Source organism: Verrucomicrobiia bacterium (assembly GCA_035629175.1).
Taxonomy (GTDB): domain Bacteria; phylum Verrucomicrobiota; class Verrucomicrobiia; order Limisphaerales; family DASXHY01; genus DASXHY01.
The window spans coordinates 58,611-78,462 of the sequence record DASPIL010000029.1; the positions used below are offsets into that span (position 1 = coordinate 58,611).

Annotated in this window: 10 protein-coding genes; 9 read left to right on the forward strand and 1 reads right to left on the reverse strand. The window is 57.5% G+C overall.

Translation table 11 applies throughout. The annotated features are described in order from the left end of the window. Positions 1 to 272: 272 nt before the first annotated feature. From VEH04_04735 to VEH04_04775, 9 genes are all read left to right on the forward strand, one after another. On the forward strand, positions 273 to 980 hold the full coding sequence (locus tag VEH04_04735) for a prepilin-type N-terminal cleavage/methylation domain-containing protein (GenBank protein HYG22068.1): 708 nt from the start codon (positions 273 to 275) through the stop codon (positions 978 to 980). 79 nt (positions 981 to 1,059) lie between these two features. Then, the gene (locus tag VEH04_04740) at positions 1,060 to 2,913 is read left to right on the forward strand and encodes a glycoside hydrolase family 97 catalytic domain-containing protein (GenBank protein HYG22069.1); all 1,854 of its coding nucleotides are present in this window, start codon (positions 1,060 to 1,062) and stop codon (positions 2,911 to 2,913) included. Between the two features lie 201 nt (positions 2,914 to 3,114). Then, entirely contained in the window at positions 3,115 to 4,929 is a 1,815-nt protein-coding gene (locus tag VEH04_04745) for an NPCBM/NEW2 domain-containing protein (GenBank protein ID HYG22070.1), read from the forward strand. A 120-nt stretch (positions 4,930 to 5,049) separates the two neighbouring features. Further along, positions 5,050 to 6,135 (forward strand): glycoside hydrolase family 43 protein, encoded by a 1,086-nt coding sequence (locus tag VEH04_04750; GenBank protein ID HYG22071.1) that lies wholly within the window; start codon positions 5,050 to 5,052, stop codon positions 6,133 to 6,135. A 25-nt stretch (positions 6,136 to 6,160) separates the two neighbouring features. Beyond that, the gene (locus tag VEH04_04755) at positions 6,161 to 7,687 is read left to right on the forward strand and encodes a family 43 glycosylhydrolase (protein HYG22072.1); all 1,527 of its coding nucleotides are present in this window, start codon (positions 6,161 to 6,163) and stop codon (positions 7,685 to 7,687) included. A 61-nt stretch (positions 7,688 to 7,748) separates the two neighbouring features. After that, complete coding sequence (locus tag VEH04_04760; GenBank protein ID HYG22073.1) at positions 7,749 to 8,447, forward strand: acetylxylan esterase; 699 nt, start codon at positions 7,749 to 7,751, stop codon at positions 8,445 to 8,447. A gap of 18 nt (positions 8,448 to 8,465) precedes the next feature. Next, on the forward strand, positions 8,466 to 10,229 hold the full coding sequence (locus VEH04_04765; protein ID HYG22074.1) for a tannase/feruloyl esterase family alpha/beta hydrolase: 1,764 nt from the start codon (positions 8,466 to 8,468) through the stop codon (positions 10,227 to 10,229). Between the two features lie 157 nt (positions 10,230 to 10,386). Then, complete coding sequence (locus VEH04_04770; protein ID HYG22075.1) at positions 10,387 to 15,477, forward strand: RHS repeat-associated core domain-containing protein; 5,091 nt, start codon at positions 10,387 to 10,389, stop codon at positions 15,475 to 15,477. A gap of 14 nt (positions 15,478 to 15,491) precedes the next feature. Then, the gene (locus VEH04_04775) at positions 15,492 to 18,608 is read left to right on the forward strand and encodes a hypothetical protein (protein HYG22076.1); all 3,117 of its coding nucleotides are present in this window, start codon (positions 15,492 to 15,494) and stop codon (positions 18,606 to 18,608) included. Between the two features lie 116 nt (positions 18,609 to 18,724). Here the strand turns inward: VEH04_04775 and VEH04_04780 are convergent, their stop codons facing one another. Then, positions 18,725 to 19,492, reverse strand: coding sequence for a PEP-CTERM sorting domain-containing protein (locus VEH04_04780; GenBank protein HYG22077.1), 768 nt, complete (start codon positions 19,490 to 19,492; stop codon positions 18,725 to 18,727). Between the last annotated feature and the right edge of the window lie 360 nt (positions 19,493 to 19,852).

Sequence of the window (19,852 nt, forward strand, 5' to 3'; positions counted from 1 at the left end):
TTGTCCCTTAGTCCTTTACTCTTTTGGTCCCGTCTTCTGTCCACCGTCCTCGGTTCTCATCTGGAATCCGTGTCCATCCGTGGTTAAGGTCCGGGTCTTCGGGAGTTTGCGCGTTGCTGTGGCTGAGACGGGCTCGGTCCTGTGACATACGTCCTAGAGCCGCGGTTCTGCGGTTTGGCTAGGTTGGCTTGAACCAAAACACACTCGGATTCGAAATGGCCGCTCATGAACTCGAGTGTTCAATGCGAGTGAGTGCCAAAATAACCATGCGTATGACTGCCTTCCGAATCCTTCCAACCGTTTCTGTTCCCGGCAAAAGGTCACGTGCCTTCACATTGATTGAGTTGCTGGTCGTGATCGCCATCATAGCCATCCTGGCGGCCATGCTGCTGCCCGCGCTCGCCAAGGCCAAAAGCAAGGCGCATCGAACCGTCTGCACGTCCAACCTCAAGCAGGTCGGATTGGTCATGGCGATGTACATGAGCGATTATCGCGATACCTTCCCCTACACGCCGGCCGGTTGGTGGCGCATGCCGCTGATTGATCTCCCCGGCTTGCAGCACAATTACATCAGCACCAACAACCGTGCATTCTATCGCTGTCCGTCGGAACGGGGCCTTGGTTTTAACTATCAATTGCTCATCGCACAGGGCCAGACAGGCATGACCAACCAGCTGCCGTTTTCGAGCTCCTATTATTATTATGCGACGTTTTATCGAAACAGGGTCAAGGTGAGTTCAGTGACGCGTCCAACCCAGAAGGCTGTTCAGGTGTGCTTCGCCAGCGCGAACAACGCGCTGTTCAACACCGACCTGAATCCTCCGCGAAATGGCGCACACGGCGACGGATTGAACTGGCTCTTTGTGGACGGCCGCTCGCAGTTCGCAAAATGGAAGCAGATGACTCCGTGCAGTGCCAACCTGGATCGACCCTATAATTACGACAACGATCCCGTAACTGCGATCAATCTGGCGAAATGAGGTGGCGGGGACATTGACTGGACGGACGTGCATTTCACCCCTCGCCTTCGACGTGAGGGTGGGGGAAAGGACAAACATTATGAGTTCCATGACAACAGCGGGCCTGTTTTCTGCCGCGGTCATCCTCTTTGCCGCCGCGGTTCAGTCCGCCGCGGTAAAGGTGAAATCGCCCGACGGAAAGGTGATGGTTACCGTCACCGACACCGGCGGGTTGAGTTACTCGGTTGTTTTCGACAAACGCGAAGTTGTTTCCACGTCCCGCTTCGGCATCATTTCCGATGGCGTCGATCTCGGCGAAGGAGTCAAGCTTGGGAAGACGGCATCGCGCAAACTTCGTGAGACTTACGCGATGTTTGGTGCGCATGCTAAGGCGGAGAATCACTGCCGCGAAACCACGGTGTCGGTCAGCAGCCCCGGCGGCGAAGCTTACGACCTGGATGTGCGCGCCTACAACGACGGCGTCGCCTTGCGCGCCCGTTTGAACGCCAGGCCGGGCAGGAAAATCAACCGGGAGACGACGGAATGGAAAATTCCCGGTAACCCGATGGCCTGGTATCAAACGGATTCCTTTAACTACGAGGGTATTTTCCAAGGCAGGCTGCTCGGAAGTTTTCGGACGAACGAACACATCGCGTTGCCGGTCACATTCACGCTGCCGGGCGGCGGTTATGCGCTCATTTCGGAGGCGAACCTTCTCAATTACAGCGATGCGGACGTGCAGGTTGCCCCCGATCATTCATTGCGCTTACGTTTTCATGCGCCTCCGAATCGGGATGGCTGGATGACGGATGCGGCCGTTGTCCAGCCCTGGCGCGTCACATTGCTCGCCCGTGATTTGAACGCCCTGGCGAACAGCGATCTGATTCGCAACTTGTGCCCGTCCGCATCGACTGAACTTGTCAATGCGGACTGGATCAAGCCCGGCCGATCTGCGTGGCAATGGTGGTCCATCGGCGATCCCCTGTTTCAGGATCAGCGTCAGTGGGTGGACTGGACCCGCGACCTGGGCTTTGAGTATTACCTCGTGGATGAAAACTGGAAGAACTGGAAGGACAATGGGCGCGACAATTGGGGTTGTCTGAAGGAGGTCTGCGATTACGCGAAGACCCGCGGCGTGAAAATCTGGATCTGGGTGCATTGCAACGACGTATCGAACCCGACGACACGCTCGAACTTCCTGGACCGTGCTGTTGCGCTGGGTGTTGCCGGTGTAAAGATCGATTTCCAGCCGCAAGCCGATGTGCGGTGGGTTAATTGGTATGACGAAACACTTCGTGACGCGGCTGCCCGGAAATTGATGGTGAACTTTCATGGGGCAAACAAGCCCGTTGGACGAGATCGAACCTGGCCAAACGAAATGACGCGCGAATCCATTCGCGGCCACGAGTGGCATATCATCCGTTACAGGCGCACGCTGCCACCGGCGCATGACACCATCCTGCCATTCACCCGATACGTCATTGGGGCAGGTGATTACACGCCCACGGTGTTTAATCCGAAGGAGCTGCGCGGCTATACCTGGGCGCGCGAGCTGGCGCAAGCGATTGTCTTTACGTCTCCGTTCCTCTGTTACGCGGATCATCCGACAAACTATCTTGCTAATCCGGCGCTCGACGTATTGAAATCGATTCCCGCGACGTGGGATGAAACGATCGTCCTGCCCGGCAGCGAGATCGGCAAGTGCACGGCCTTCGCCCGGCGCAAAGGCACGCAATGGTTCATTGGCGTGATCAATGGCGGTGAAGGCAGGACGCTGGATATCGCTCTGGATTTCCTGGGACGCGGCAAGTTCCAGATGGTGCAATTGGTTGATGTCGCCGACCGCAACGATGAGTGGCAGCGCACGGAAAAGCCGGTCACGCGCAGGGAGCGATTGAAACTTTCGTTGCGGCCGGGCGGCGGCTTCGTCGGACAGTTAGCGCCATTGAAATGAAATTGGAATGTCGGGACTTGTCCCGGAGCGCGGCGTTCAGATCGCGGCAATGGGCGCACTGAATCGTGGGAAGGCACTGCGCTGCGGGTCGCGAACGCTGAAGAGCCGTAAACGCCGCGTTCCTGTTGCGATCGTTGACACAAGGGTTGATCGAAAGAAACGGGACGGCCACTATTCAGCGGTTTGACGAATAGGATTACCATGAGGAAACATCGATTATCGCTCTTAACGCCGATCGTGGCAGGTGTGTGGATGACTGTGGTGGCCGTGGCGCAGTCCGCGCCTTTTCATTGGAAGTTCGCATCCACTCCGCCGCTGGGCTGGAACAGTTGGGATTGCTTCGGCACCACGCTGACAGAGGCGCAGGCAAAAGCGCAGGCGGACGCAATGGCCCGCGAACTTTTACCTTCGGGTTACCAATACTTCACCGTGGATATCCAATGGTATGAGCCAAACTCCCGCGGCCATGTTTATCGCGCGGGCGCGCCGCTGGCTATGGATGAGCACAGCCGCCTGGTGCCTGCGACAAACAAGTTTCCAGCGTCGGTGAATGGCGCGGGTTTCAAACCGCTGGCGGAGTATGTGCATTCCAAAGGTTTGAAATTTGGCATTCATATCATGCGCGGCATTTCACGCCAGGCAGTGAAACAGAACACGGCTATTCTGGGCACGACCGCACGGGCTGCGGACATCGCCAACACGCGGTCGACCTGTCCCTGGAATCCTGACATGTACGGCGTCGACATGAGCAAGCCGGGCGCGCAGGAATATTACGACTCGCTATTTGCTCTATACGCTTCATGGGGCGTTGATTTTGTAAAGGTGGATGACATCTCCCGCGCCTATGACAACGTGCAGAAGGCGGAGATCGAGGCGATCCACAAGGCCATCGAAAAATCCGGACGCCCCATCGTGTTGAGTCTTTCCCCAGGCGATACTCCGATTGGACGCGGGGACCACGTGATGAACCACGCGAACATGTGGCGCATCTCCGACGATTTCTGGGATCGCTGGCAGCCGCTCTACGAGATGTTTGGGCGTCTTGAAAAGTGGACGAAGTACCGCGCGGAAGGCGCGTGGCCGGATGCCGACATGCTGCCGTTCGGCATTGTTGAATTCACGCGTCCGACGCGGTTCACCCAGGATGAGCAAATCCTTTGCATGACGTTGTGGTGCATTGCGCGATCACCGCTCATTTTCGGCGGGGACATGACGAAGCTGGACACATTCACGCGCGACTTGCTGACGAACCCCGAGGTGTTGGCCGTGAATCAGGCCAGCGTGGGTAGCCGTCAATTATCGCGTCAGGACGATCTCATCGTCTGGAGCGCCGAAGTTCCAGGCAGCCGGGATCGATATGTCGCCTTGTTCAATGCGCAGAATGATGATTCGCCTTTCGATCTTTCGAAGGTCACGCATCGCAGCCGCTCCATTCGTGGCGCCGCGGGCAGCGAAATTGTCGATATCTCCGTGCCGGTTACGAATGCGCATCGGCTCGTGCTGGTTCTTGGGGATGCGGGTGACAATTCGCATTATGATCACGGGGCTTGGATTGAACCGACGCTCACCGGATCGAAAGGCAGCCTGAAGTTGACGGACTTGAAATGGTCGATGGCCACCGCTGGATGGGGACAGGCCCGCGTGAATCGCGCTGTGGACGATCAGCCGCTTATGCTGAACGGCGAGCCTGTGAATGGGATTGGGACGCATGCGGTATCGGTGATTGAATACGATCAGCTTCCCGAAGGGTACGACACGTTCACGGCGCGAGGTGTGATTACGTCAGGAAACCAGGGCAGGGGATCCGTGCAATTTCAGGTGCTTGTGGATCCGCCCAAGAAAGTGGTCCAGGATCGGAGGTCTGTTTCGGTTTCATTGGCAGAGCTCGGAGTTACGGGGGCGGTCACGGTGCGGGATTTGTGGAAGAGGGAAGATATTGGAACATTCACGAATACCTTCACTCGCGCGATTAGAAAGCAGAGTGCCGGCCTTTACCGCATTTCGCCCCAACGCTAAATAACCGCAGATAGCGCAAGTTTGGAAATTGTTTGGAAACCTGCGCCACGATCGCGATTGCAAAGCCGGCTGAGCGCTGGAATTTGCGGCGGGGTGTCGGTCGGACATTCGAAAGGCATTATGGCTGGAGTTTATTTAATGATCGCTGGGCTGCTGATTGCATCCCAGCAACTGGTGGCCCAGGTTCAAACGGCCGGCATCAAGATTGTGCCGGCGCTTGAAAAACCGAAGAACGCCCGCAATCTCGAGGAGAATGACCTGGCAGGCTACCTCTTCGTGTATTTTAAGGACCAGACGCATTCCGCGTATTTTGCGGTCAGCCGCGATGGTTACAACTTCACGGATCTCAACGGAGGCCAGCCGATTTTCGACGGCAAATTGCTCGCCGAACAAAAGGGTGTGCGGGATCCGCATATTGCGCGGGGACCCGACGGGGCGTTCTATCTCGCGATGACCGATCTCCACATCGCAGGCCAGCGCCACGGCTTCCGCACCAATCAATGGGAACGGCCGGTGGAACGATACGGTTGGGGAAACAATCGCGCCATCGTCCTGATGAAATCCTACGACCTCGTTCACTGGACGCATTCAGACTTCCGCGTCGACAAGGCCTTCGAGAAATTCAACGACATTGGCTGCGCGTGGGCGCCGCAGACGATTTATGACGAGGAGAAGGGCCGCATGATGGTCTATTTCACGATGCGCATGGGCGGGGTTGAAGCCTGCCATATTTATTACTCCTACACCGATGACGCATTCACGAAGCTGGAAACCACGCCCGAACGCATTTCGGGAATTGGGGGTATCGATAGCGACATCACGCGCGTCGGCGACACGTTCCATCAATTCTATGTGGCGGACGCGAAGATCCGCCATGCTGTCTCGGACAAGATCAATGACGGATACCGGGCGAAGCCGCGGCGGATCGATCCCAACACGGTCAGCACCGAAGCGCCGAACGTCTTCAAACGTCTGGGCACGGATCGCTACATTCTGATGTATGACGTTTATGGTGCGCGTCCGAACAACATGGGCTTCAGCGAAACCACGGACTTCGAAACCTTCGCGTACATCGGGCGATTTAACGAAGGCGTGATGAAGGGAACGAACTTCGACCGCCCGAAGCACGGCGCGGTCACCCATCTTACGTTGGATGAATTGAAAGCCATGGCTGATCACTGGAAGGTGGACATTAAATTGGACTGAATTGAATTCCTGAACTGTGGGTTCTATGAAGATCAAAATTCTGACAGCCGCGGTTGTTGCGCTTGCGTCCGCTGCCATTGCGCTTGATGGCACGGTTCAAATCCACGATCCCTCAACCATCGTCACGTGCGATGGCAAGTTCTACACTTACGGAACCGGGGGAGCGACTCTGGTTTCCGACGATGGCTGGACGTGGCGGCGCGGCATCACGCCTGTGCGAAGCGGAATGGCGCCAGACGCCATACAGATCGGCGACCGCTATTATCTGTATATCGCGCGGAACATCGGCGCGCAGCCCAGGGCGGACATCAACATGATCTGGAGCAAGTCTCTCGACCCGGATTCACCGGATTACAAATGGGAGGAAGGAGGCGTGGTTGCCGCATCGGACGGACTTGAAGATTGCAACGCCATCGCTCCCGGCCTTTTTCTCGATCCGAACGACGGCAAACTGTGGATGGTTTACGGTTCCTATTTTGGTTACATCCGGCTGGTCGAACTGGATCCGAGAACGGGCAAACGTGTCGATCCCAATGACAAGCCCGCGGACATTGCGATCAATTGCGAAGCGGCGATCGTGATTTATCGCGACGGCTGGTATTATTTGCTGGCGACCCACGGCAGTTGCTGCCGGGGCGCCGAATCGGGCTACAACATTCGCGTGGGCCGCGCGAAGAAAATTACGGGTCCGTATCTCGATAACGCGGGTGTGGATATGATTCTGGGTGGCGGCAAGCTGTTCGTCGGCTCTGGCGGGCGCGTGATTGGCCCCGGACATTTCGGCCTGATTGAGCTGGGCGCGGAAGTGCAGAAGTTTTCGCTTCATTATGAAGCGGACCTGGATCGCGGCGGCGCGAGTGTGCTGGACATCCGTCCGTTGTTATGGAAGGACGGCTGGCCGGTTGCAGGGGATCACTTCAAGGAAGGCACTTACCAGATTGAATCCGCACGAACGGGCACTGCGCTGGAACTGGCCGTGGAAGGGCTGCCAGTCGGCGGTCCGAGAGCGCGGCGCGCCGGACCCGGCGTTGGCGCGCCAGGCGCCCGAACGAATAACGTTGCGAGTCAAACGAACGCCGCTGGACCACGACCACCGCGGCCTGGTGGAGGTGGTGGCATGTTTGCTGGAACGGGCGTCTCGATCCCACCGCAGGAGGTCATGCAGGTCTCGACGAACTGGCCCTCCGGTAACATCCCCACCCGCATGGCCAATTATATGTGCCAGGCGCAGCAGAAATGGACCATCACGGCCGTCACCAATGCCGGCGGCTATATGGGATCGCCGTATTTCAAAATCACCATCGCGGGCACGGATCGCGCCCTGGCTGCCACAGAGGAATTTGAACTGACCACAGTGCCCGTCTTTTCCGGGGAACCGCATCAACTCTGGCGGATGGATCAACTCACTGACGGGACCTGGCGCATCATGCCAAAGGCGGTCCCGGGTGCCAAGGACTCGCCGGCGATCTCTGCCATCGGCAGCAGCTTTGCAACACTCGCGCGGTTCAATCCCAACACTGACCGGCAGCGATGGATACTCAAAGCGCCATGACGCTGAATTTGAAGTTCGTAATTCGAGAACGTTGAAAAATGGAAGTGCGCGAAACGTAATCATGATCACGCTCCACAAAATGCTTGCGTCGTTGTTTCTACTTGCGGCTGGTTCGTCGAACCTCGCGAATGGCGCCGAGGTGGGCGCTGCAACGCGCGATCCCGCAGCCTCGCTTTCACGACCCGCGTCCGCCGAGAAAGCTCCTGATGCCGCTGGCTTTCTGCAACGCTGGCTCATCCTTGAACCGATCAGCGCCAATGGACTCGCCGACAGGGCCGCGCAGGCCTTGGTGAAGAAGGAATACTTTCCCAACCAGTTCACCGTTGTTCCGCGCCATGGCGATTCTGTTACGGTGGGTGGCACGAATTTTTCGTGGCACGCTGTGGACACGAGGAATTACAACGTCAATCTCTATCACTTCGCCCACGCGCTCGGAAAACCAACTTCCTACGTTTTGTTCTGGGCTGTCACAACGGTCAATTGTCCGGAGGAAATATCCAACGTGCGGCTCGCCATCGGCTCGAACGCCGCGTCCGTCTGGTGGGTGAACGGTGCAGAGGTCATTGGCATTTACGGCGATCGACAAACTGTGATTGACGACGGAGTTTCCAAACGCCTGACGCTCAAGAAGGGGCGGAATGTGATTCGCTGCGCAGTCATCAACGGGGGCGGTGCCACCGACTTTTGCGCGCGGTTTCTCAACGAGGAAGGCGATCCCGTAACCCGATTCACTTTCAGCGTCGGGGACGTCGTGAAATGACCTTCCGATCCTTTTGATATGAAACATTACTCAGGGAGAAGCTCGTTGTTCGCGGCTGTGGCTCGATCCTGCCTGGCATTCGTTTTCGCTTCACCCTGCGCAATCCAGGCGGCCGATTCCATTCCCGCTCCAGGAACGAAATTCCCTGCGGTTACGAACGAGATCGTCATAACCGCAGACGACGTCACGCTGGAAAAGGTGGGAAGTTCGATACCGGCCAGCGCCATTGGCGAACCCGTGAATGGCGTGACGCTGTCCCCGCCGCGCTGGGTGGAGGCGACTGGGAATTCTGTCGCTCACGCAATCGTTGAAGGGTCGATTGCGCCCAAGGACCCGAAGGGAAAGCCGATCAATTTCCGCGTGTTGCTCCCGGCGGCCTGGAGTCGCAAGTCGATTCAAATCGGCGGTGGCGGGATGAATGGAATGGTTCCCATGTTGCGCGGTGAACGCCCGGGATCCGGCACCGCGGGTTATGCGCGCTATGGCAGCGATTCCGGCCATCAAATGGGAGGCTTCGGCAGCCCGCGATCTCAAAGCGGCGGAGATGACTGGGCTCTCAACGAGGAGGCCATTCGCAATCTCGGCTACATGCAGATGAAGAAAACCCGCGATGCCGCGATGGTGATCATGGAACGCGTTTACGGTGAACGTCCGCGTTTCAACTATTACATCGGGGCTTCCCAGGGCGGCAGGGAGGCATTGACCGTCGCACAGCGATACCCGTCGGATTACGATGGCATCGTTGCGGATGTCCCGATTGTGGGCTTCTCGACCTTGATGCTGGCGCCGGACCTGATTCGCATTAAGGAGAAGCCGATTTCCAATTGGGTTACCCGCGCGAAAGCCAATGCCATCCGCGCCGAATTCATGCGCCAGGCTGACAAGCTCGACGGCCTGGTGGACGGGGTGATTAATAACTACACGGCCGCACGCGCCCTGTTTGACATGTCGCAGGGCGACACCAACCGCAATCCTTGGTCGGCTCTCCGCGCTCCGAACGGCGTGGATCCAAATCCTGAAGACACGTCGGCCAGCGCGCGGTTGACCGATGGACAGATCGAGACTTTGAAGCGGGTTTACAGTGGTTATCCGTTCGCGACGCCGCTGGCAAACGGCGTTCGATCGTTTGGAATGTGGGTTCCAAACACCGACCCTGCCGGGAGCGGATTGATCGCGGAGCGGCGCTTCAAAGGACAGGAAGGCGCGGCGGAAAACGCGCCTGCTCACAGGCATTTGGGATCGCTCGGCGTGACCGGATTCCTGATGGAGGATCTTTCTGCGAATCCGCTCGACTATGTGGAAGGCGGTCCGTTGAACAAGCGACGGGAGGAACTTTCCGCATGGCTCGACTCGACCAATCCCGATCTCTCCGCGTTCTATCGCCGAGGTGGCAAGATGATCGTGACCATTGGGACGGATGACACCCTGGCATCGCCCGGCGCTCAACTGGATTACTTCCAATCGGTGCTCGACAAGATGGGCCGGCAAACGGTGGACGCGTTTGCACGCTTCTTCGTGCTTCCGCAAACAGGACACGGATTGAGCGGGCGGAGCGCGGCGACAAATGGCGACGGACAATCCGTGACGCCGTTTGCGATACCGAACCAGGTGGATCGCACTGCGTTGCTCATGGCATGGGTTGAGCGCAACGAAGCGCCGGGCAAAACGGTCATCGTCAAAGCTGGCGGCCGCAGCCTGCCGCTGTGTTCCTATCCAAACTTTCCGCGTTACAAAAGTGGTCCGGTGGAATCGGCTCACTCGTACGAAAGCGCGGCGCCGTAATGGTGAAATCAAACCGAAGGGCGACATTCATGCCGCTTCGGTGAAGGGCTGCGAGGGCGCTGTGCACCACAAACGTTCTGAAGAACGTCTTTGACTTGCGGGAAATTCTCGCCATTGTTGGTAGCAATCCCTGGGTTCGTTTCTCGAACCATTTCTTATGCGCGACCAATCCGTTTCAGTATCGGCGCAGAACAAACCCCTCCGACGCCTGTTGATTCTCTGCTGGTTTGGCGCGACCGCAGTGATTGGAGGGTTCAATGCCTGGACTGCAAGTTCCCTGGTGAATCGCACGTTACCGGCCATGCAATCTTGGAAGACAGGCCTGGAGTTCTCGGCCAAGCCAACCACCGACGAGATCTTTCGCGCCAGGGTTTTTGGCGAGCCGCTGGTGCCGATTGGGAGCGAGCCGAGCGCAGACGAGAATGCGCAATTGGCGACCGCCCTGTTAGATTACTCGAAACGAATCGAGCCCGACGACTTCTGCAGTTTGACGGATTTTCTGCGGGATCATCCTGCGTCGCCGTGGCGCGCCGCGCTGCTCACGGGGCTTGGGCTTGAATATTACAACACCGCATACTACAGCTGCGCACTCGTCGCGTGGAGGGAGGCGTGGACCCTGGGGCAAAAAGCCACGGACGCACGCGGCAAGTTTCTTGCAGATCGTGCGCTTTGCGAACTCGCGGCGTTGTATTCGCGTCTCGGTCGGATGAATGAACTGGAGGCGTTGCTTCAATCAGTCGAAATGCGCTCTTTCGTTGGCGGAGCAACCGAGAGAATCAATCTTGCAAGGGAGGCGCTCTCGATGATGAAACAACAACCGGAGATTTCCTTCCGTTGCGGACCACTGGCGTTGCAGAGCATCCTTCAATCGGATCCAGACGTTCTCAAAGGCTCTTTTTCAAATGCGTTTAGGGAGATTTTTAACTCTGCCTCGACCGAAAAGGGATTCTCCCTGACGCAGGTGGCGAAGCTCTCGAAGAAGATCGGGTTGAATTACCGAATGGCGTTTCGGGAACCCAGAAGAGCGCGGTCCGGTGAGCACGACGGCAATGGGACGGGCCATTTTTACGTTCCGTCGGTTGTGCATTGGAAAGCCGGACATTATGCGGCGATCGTGCGGCGGGACGGAGATCGGTATCTGCTGAACGATCTCACCTTCGGCACGGAATTATGGGCGAGCCGCAAGGCACTGGAGGATGAATCAAGCGGGTATTTTCTGGTTCCGCCGGGAGACTTGCAAAGTGGGTGGCGGGTTGTGGACGACAACGAGGGCGCCTCGGTGTGGGGAAGGGGAGTGACAGGCAGCAACGACCCGGACCAGTACACCTGCAGCAACGAACAAACACCCTCGTGCGAAGGTTCAGCCTGCAACGGCATGGCGGTTTCCACCGTGCATCTGATGCTCGCCAACTTGCAGGTGAAGGACACGCCAGTCGGTTACAATCCACCGGTAGGACCTCCTGTTCAGTTCACGGTGCGTTACAATCATCGCGACTATCTTCAGCAGCCCAGTGAGATCGGCCGGTTGCTGGGCCCGAAATGGACGCATGATTGGAACGAGTCCCTTCGAATTGATTCTGCCACAGCTACGCATTTCGTTGGAGGCGGAGGTGCGCGAAAATTTGCGGGTTTTGACACCAACACCCAGAGTTACGCGCCCAACCAGTTTGAGCAGACCGTGCTCAAGCGCGTCGCTGTGAACCTTTACGAAATGATGTGGCCTGACGGATCGAAGAAGATTTTCGGTCCTCTCAGCGGCGCGAATGGCTTGCTGCTTTCGCAAGTGATGGATTCCGCGGCCAACGCCGTCACGCTGACATACGGCGGGCAAGGACTGGCAGCCATCACGGATGCCATCGGACAGGTGACGACCATCTCCTACGGGTATCCGCCGGAGAATCCGACCAATTTGTTCAACATGATCACGAAGGTCACCGATCCGTTCGGACGGTCTGCGACTTTCGAATATGTCATAGGAGGAATTCCATTTCCGAACGTGGACAGCACCAATCATCTGGACACCGCATTCCTGGTAAAGATCACGGATGTCCTTGGACTCGAGTCACAGTTTACATACCCGCAAATGGGAACAGCCCACACCGGCACTCCCTCGCCGGAAGATGATCATCCGCTCATGCTGGATCGGATCCTCAACATGACCACGCCTTACGGACTGACATCCTTCAGCGTGGGGCAGGTGGGGACGAACGCGAACAGCCGGTTTGTGGAGACCACGTTCCCGGATGGGAGCCGCGAGCGTGTCGAATATAACCAGGCTTCGGGGCTTATCCCGGCAACCGATCCGTCGGCACTCCTTCCCGCGGGGGTGTTCACGTTCAATTCGACTTCGCCGCGAAACACTTTTTATTGGAACCGCACGGCATCGGCCAGCAGCTACGGCATTTACAGCCAGGCAAAGATCTATCACTGGCTCCACACCGACGGCGGAGCCCAGACGTCGGGAATATTGGAATGCACCAAGGAGCCGCTTGAGAACCGTGTCTGGTTTAACTACCCGAATCAGAATACCCAGGGCGGCTCGGCCTGGGTGGGTTCCATCGACAGGCCCACGAAGATTGGGCGTGTCCTCGAAGACGGGCAGACCCAGCTCTACACCTACGCCTACAATCGATTTGGCAATGTGACCAATTCGATTGACCCCGTCGGCCGGACGCTCAGTTACATCTATGACACCAACGGAATTGATTTATTGGAAGTTCGCCAAACGCGCGCTGGAAACAACGAATTGTTATTCCGCGCCACTTACGATGCCCGGCACCGGCCGCTGACGGCGGTGGACGTCGCCGGGCAGACCAACACCTTCACGTACAATGTCCGCGGCCAGCCGCTTACCCATGCCAATCCCAAAGGCGAGACGACAACCTACACCTATGGCGTTGACGGGCAATTGATGTTCGTTGATGGTCCGCTGGCGGGCACCACTGATCGCATTTCCTACAACTACGACGCGTTGTACAGGGTTCGCGCCGTCACCGATCCCAGCGGATACAGGGTTGATTTGGAATACGACGACATGGATCGGGTGACACGCATCACGTATCCAGACGCCACGTTTGACCAATTTACCTACGACCGGCTGGACATGGTCACGGTACGCGACCGGGCAGGGCGGCAGACGTTCTTTGAGTATGACAACATGCGGCAGGTTAAAAAACAAACCGATCCCTTGGGCCGGGTGTCGCACATGGAATGGTGCCGATGCGGACAGATCAAAAGCATAACAGACCCCCTGGGGCGCACCACGTCGTGGCTTACGGACGTGCAGGGAAGAACCATTGGAAAACAATACGCTGATGGCACCCAGATCACCTATCAGTATGAAAAGGGCAGCAGCCGTCTGAAGCAGGTGATCGACGAGAAACAGCAAGTCACGCAGTACGCCTGGAATCGTGATGAGACGCTCAACTCGATCGCGTATTTCAATTCTTCCGTCCCGACACCAGGCGTCAGGTTCACCTACGATCCGAATTACCAGCGGATTACTTCCATGGTGGATGGAACCGGAACGAACTTTTATTCCTACAATCCCATCACTGGCATTCCGGCTTTGGGAGCGGGAGCTTTGGCGAGCGTGGATGGCCCGCTGACGAATGACACGGTCACCTATGCCTATGATGCCTTGAGCCGCCCTGTTTACCGCGCCATCAATGGAGTCGCGACGAGGATGTCGTTTGATTCGGCAGGACGGATCATCGGGGCCACGAACTCGCTGGGCGTATTTGGTTACGTTTATGATGGCGCGTCGGATCGGCTGATATCCGCATCGTTTCCGAATGGCCAGACACAAAACCTGAGTTACGGCAGCACGAGCCAGGACCTGTTCCTTCAACGCATCACACACGCCATGGGTGGCACGCCGGTTTCGGAATTTCTGTACGGGTACGATGTTCCGAAAGGCCGCATTGCGAGCTGGTCACAGCGCGCGGGTGCGAACGTGCCAAATGTATTCTCGTTCGGCTACGACAGCGCAAACCAATTGCTATCGGCTGTTGTCACCAACGCCGGGATTCTCGTGGGAACGTTTGCCTACACTTACGACCCCGCGGGCAATCGCCTTACCGAGCAGGCTGGCGGTTCGCTCCGCACGGCCACTTACAACGCCTTGAACCAAATCAATGCCGGCACAGGGCCTGTGCCGGCGCGCACGAATGAATGGGATGCGCTCGACCGTCTTGCGGCGGTTAATGTCGGGAACCAACGAACCGAGTTTTCTTACGATGGCCTGGGCCGCCGCGTGGGAATTCGAAAACTTGTGAATGGCTTGCAGGTTTCGCATCGGCGGTTCTTATGGTGCGGTGATCGGATTTGCGAGGAACGCGATGCGGCCGGGAGCGTGACCAAACGATACTTTCCGCATGGGATGACAATTGAATCGGGGCCGAATGCGGGAAGTTTCTTTTACACCCGGGATCACCTCGGTTCCGTTCGTGAACTGACGGACAGTGCGGGGAACGTGCGCGCGCGCTACGATTATGATCCCTTCGGGCGGCAAATCAAAATGGGTGGAGATCTGGAATCGGACTTCCGGTTTGCGGGAATGTTTTGGTCTCCCGAAGCCAATCTCGCGCTGACACAATTCCGCGCCTACGATCCCGAACTGGGGCGCTGGCTCTCGCGTGATCCGCTTTCGGATGCGGAATTATTGGAAGGTCCCAATTTGTATGGCTATGTCATCAACGATCCCGTCAATCGGATCGATCCCCAGGGTTTGATTTCAAGCTTGAAGGCATGTGTCACGAGTGCCGCGGGTTTTGCAACGTGCGTGTCTGCAGGCATCATCACTGTTCGTGAAAAGGGCCGGCAAGCCGTCGAGTTCGCTGGCGCAGGACTGCACCGCGCGGGCTCAGCCATCAGGAGTTGCTTCAGTCGTTCGCCAGCTCCGCCACCTTCAGCGCCGCCTCCACCGGCGCCGGCTTACCCGCAGCCGTTGGGTTTCACAAGCGACATAGTCGAAGTATCACGCAGGACAGTCAACGGGATTGGCGCTGCCAGTCCGCGGGTCGCTCCACCGCCGCCTGGTTTGCGCGATGTTGCTCTCCTGGACCGGCGGCTGGCGCACCTGCAGGAGTCGTTTTCCGAAATCACATTGAGCGAGCGCTGGTGGTGGGACACCGCGCAAGCGACGAAAGATTGGAGGCTCGCGCTTCCCGGAACCCAGAACCAGGAGTTTCTTGAGTCGCTCGCGGAAACCGCGCAGAAACTCTTTGGCCCATTTTCATTTTTGTAAGACCGGCTCGCACCATGAATGCTGCCCGCCTTTATTTCATTTTGAGTTCTCGAGGCACGCGTGCGCGGGTAACGAAAGCGCTTAGCGGATCGTTTGTTCTCCTGTTTGCGCTGTTCGCGAGCGCACAGAATTCCACGTTCGTTTTCGATGCCAATGGCAATTTGCATATCCAGGCAGCGGCAACGCTTGCGCCCCCCCAGATCATCGCCCAGCCGCAAAACCGAATTGCCGCCCCGGGAGAATCAGCGTCGTTCTCTGTCGTCGCGGCGGATGCGCGATCGCTCGCGTATCAATGGCGGTTTAGTGGCACGAACCTCGTGAACGCCAACAAGGATACTCTGCTGCTCTCCAGCGTGAATGCGAACAGCCAGGGCGAGTTTCGGGTGGTTCTCACCAATCCGTCGGGAAGCGTGACCAGCGCGCCTGCATTCCTGATCATCGACAGCGACGCCGATGGCCTCGGCGATTCATGGGAGACAACTCAGTTTGGCGGCTTGAGTCAAGTTGCTGCAGGTGACTTTGATGGCGACGGCGCTTCCAATCTCCAGGAATTTCAGGACGGCAGCAACCCGGGCAACAGCAACTCCGTTCATTATCGGCTTCTCGTGATTCGCGATGGAGGGTCAGTCATCAAGGCGCTCGATAAAATCAGTTACACGAACGGCGAATCGGTGACCCTCACGGCCGTGGCGTCTGCAGGGCAGGAGCCGTTTCATTCATGGATGGGAGACATCCTCACGCGAAGCAACCCGGTCACTCTCGTGATGACGAATAACAAAACAGTGATTGCCCGCTTCACCCCTATCGTTTTGACCTGGACCAACCTGGCGGGTGGTGATTGGAACGTCGCTGTGAACTGGAGTCCCAATCTCACGCCCGGCTCGAATGACACGGTGATCATCCCTGCTGGCTCGGCCACGCTGAATACTTCTGCGGATTGTGCGGACGTCATCCTGAGCAGTGGATCGTTGGCAGGAAGTGGCACGCTGACGGTTTCCGGAACCTTCGCGTGGCTGGGCGGCGGAATGAATGGAACGGGGCGCACGGTTATCAAACCCGGTGCAATTCTCGAGATCGCGAGCGGGTCGGCTTCGTTGAACGCCCGTGTTCTGGAAAATGCCGGGACTGTGCGAATCACCGGTGCAGGCGTGTTCAGCGTGGTCGGCGGTGCGGTGATCACGAATCGTGCGGGAGCGTTGTTTGAAATTCAAAACGCCGTTTCGATCGGGAGCGGCTTCGCCAATGGCCGGTTGGATAACGCCGGGACATTCCGCAAATCCATCAACTCAGGCGCTGCGACTTTTGACGGCGGCATGAGCTTGAACAACTGGGGCGCTGTGGAGATTCAGGCGGGCACAATCAATCTCGGTGGCGGTGGTTCCAGCAGCAGCACTTTCATGGTTCCGGCTGCGTCAGCCCTCAACTGGACAGGCGGAACATTCATCGCAAATCCGGGGGCGCAGTTCCTGGGCCAGGGGCGTTACGGAAACAATTTTGGAACATTGACCGCGAACACGAACTTAACCATCGACAACCTCGACATGGTCAACGGCACGCTCAATGGAAGCGGAACGGTGAGTATTGCCACCGAAATGAACTGGACAGGAGGAACGATGAGCGGCAGCGGACGAACGTTCATCGCGGCGGGAGCCACGGTCAACCTGTCGAACCCGAGCGGGGTCGGCCTGAACACCCGCACTTTGGAGAATGCCGGGTCCATCGTTTGGACGGGACAGGGACCCATCGGCATGAACTTTGACGCGGTCATCACCAATCGGCCCGGCGGGTTGTTCCATGTGCGCACCGATGCGTCGCTGAGTTCAGGCGCTGGCGGGAACCGGTTCGACAATGCGGGAATCTTCCGGAAATCGATGAGCAGCGGCACGACGGTTTTGAGCAGCATCTTCAACAACCTGGGTGTGGTGGAGCTTCAATCCGGAACGCTCCAATGCAATGGCTTCTTTACAAATAATGGGACGCTGAACCTTTCGCTTGGCACGACGAACAGGATCGCCGGCGGAGGTGCCAGCAGCGGGATTTTTTCCACGCCAGCCACGGCTCTCGTCGAATGGGTCGGGGGGACGTTTACGTTGAACCCCGGCGCGCAACTCAATGGCATGGGTCTTTACAGGCTTAATGGGATCAGCACGATTGTCGTCGGCAACGAAAACCTGACCGTACAGAACCTGGATATTGTAAACCAGAGCAGCACGTGGAGCGGAACGGGCATCATGACAATCGGGAACGCCATGAAGTGGAGTGGGGGATCCATGGATGGAACTGGGCGCACCCTCATCGCTCCCGGAGCAACGCTTCACCTTGGGAGCAACGATAACATCACCTTGAAACGGACGTTGGAGAACGCGGGCAGTGCGTTTTGGGATGGTGCGAGCAGCTTCATCTTGTTGAACGGCGCCATCACGAATCGGGCGGGAGCGCTGTTCCAGGCGCAGAATTCCGCTCCAATTTTCTATGCCGGCGGGAGCTGCCGGTTCGACAATGCCGGAACCTTTCGCAAGGCGAGTGGTATTGGCACCACGACGATTCCGGGCGGCGTGCCTTTCAACAACTCGGGCGTTGTGGATATTCGTAGCGGCGTGCTTGCCGTCAACGGAGGCTACGTTTCTTCAACGAATGCCTTGCTCAACTGTGGCCTTGGGGGAACCACTGCGGGTACGAACCATGGACAGCTTCAAGTTGCTGGCGCAGTTGCGTTGAACGGCGCTTTTAGCGTTGATCTGATTCCTGGATTTGTTCCCGCGACCAACGACACGTTCACTGTAATTGTCGCAGGGTCGCGCAATGGGACCTTCAGCAGCTTCCTTTACCCGTCGAATCTGGTATCGATGCAACTGAGCAACAGCCCAGGCTCCGTCGTTGTTCGCGTGCTGGATGTTTTGGCTCCACTTTCCCTCCCCTATTTGTTCACGCCCGGGCGGATCGGTTCAAACTGGAAACTGAGCTGGACTGCGGTGTCGAATGCGAGTTACAGGTTGGAATACAACCCAGAGTTCGGATCATCAAACTGGGCGGCACTTCCCGGCGATGTCACCGCGTTGAGCAATACAGCGAGCAAGCTGGATATTTCGACACCGAGCAACCGGCTCTATAGAGTGCGCGTCCTGCCCTGATCGCGATGTTTCGAGAGTCCTTACGGGCGGTGTAGTGGTGCTTCCCTAAAGCGAAAGCAGGACGAACGCGAGGTCCGCCCTGCTGGCGTGGTCAGGATCAAAAGCAGAACCGCCCGTTATCGCGTACGGCGGAAGGTGAACAGTGCGACTAATCCGATCCCCATCAAGGCGAATGTGCCGGGTTCGGGTACCACAGTGAAGGTTGTGTCGGTGAACACAGCGTTGATGAAGTCACCAGGGGAAGCGCTATTGGCTCCTTGCGCATATACTCCCAATTGATAATTGAGCGGTCCACCTTCGAGGTTTGACCAGGCGAGCGGTCCGGTTGTTACAACACCCGAACCCCTGTCGATGAAGAACTCGATCGTGGTCGGGGCGCCGCCTATACCATCGCCGCCACCGATTTGCCTGATGCCCAGGAGAATGGAATCGCCGGGAGTGTAACCGTTCCCGCCGGTGTTGTTGCCAAACAGATGGAACGGGCCGCCGAACGTGACGATCTCGCCCATATCGGAGTTGACTAGGAACAGCATATCACCCGTGATTGGGCTGTTGAGGCGGATGCCAGCTTCCTTCCTGGGCGAATTGAATCCGTCTGTCAGGACGAGCCTGGTCGTGAAGGTATAGCTGTCGTCGATGCCGAAGTTATAGGCAGTCAGGCCGCCATCGCCGGAGGCCAGCACGTCATGGCGATTGGCGCCGGTTCCCGTGAACTGATCGTTGATTGTGATCGTGGACGGATTGCCATTGATTGGAGCTCCAGGCGTGATTGTGAGGGTTGACCCGGGCATGTCATTGAACACACGCGGGTTGGTGTAGAAACCGTTGATGGTTTGAGCTTGGGCTGCTGTGCTGGCCACGAGACAGAGCCCGATGCCAGACATAATATGTGCGCAACGCATTGATGAGATCATAGACGAGTCCTTTGGGTTAGCCGTTTCTTGGGTGATGTGCCAGCGTTGACGGCGATTCGAACTAAGTCAAGTGAATAGCCAAGCAATTCGTTTGGGCGAGCCTCATTAAAAGTCGGTGGTCAAACTGGGTTTATGCAAACTCCCTCTTCCGCGAAAACAGCACCCCACTTATTTTTCAAACATGCTCTAGGCCAGCCTGCAGCGAAGCAGCCGTATGAGTGTAGCGTCAGGCATCCTTGCCTGACGTGGAGGGCGTGCATCCTTGCCGCCCGGAAAATCCGTTAGGCACGAGAGACACTCAGATCCTCTCAAGGCGCCCGCCTCGTTTGA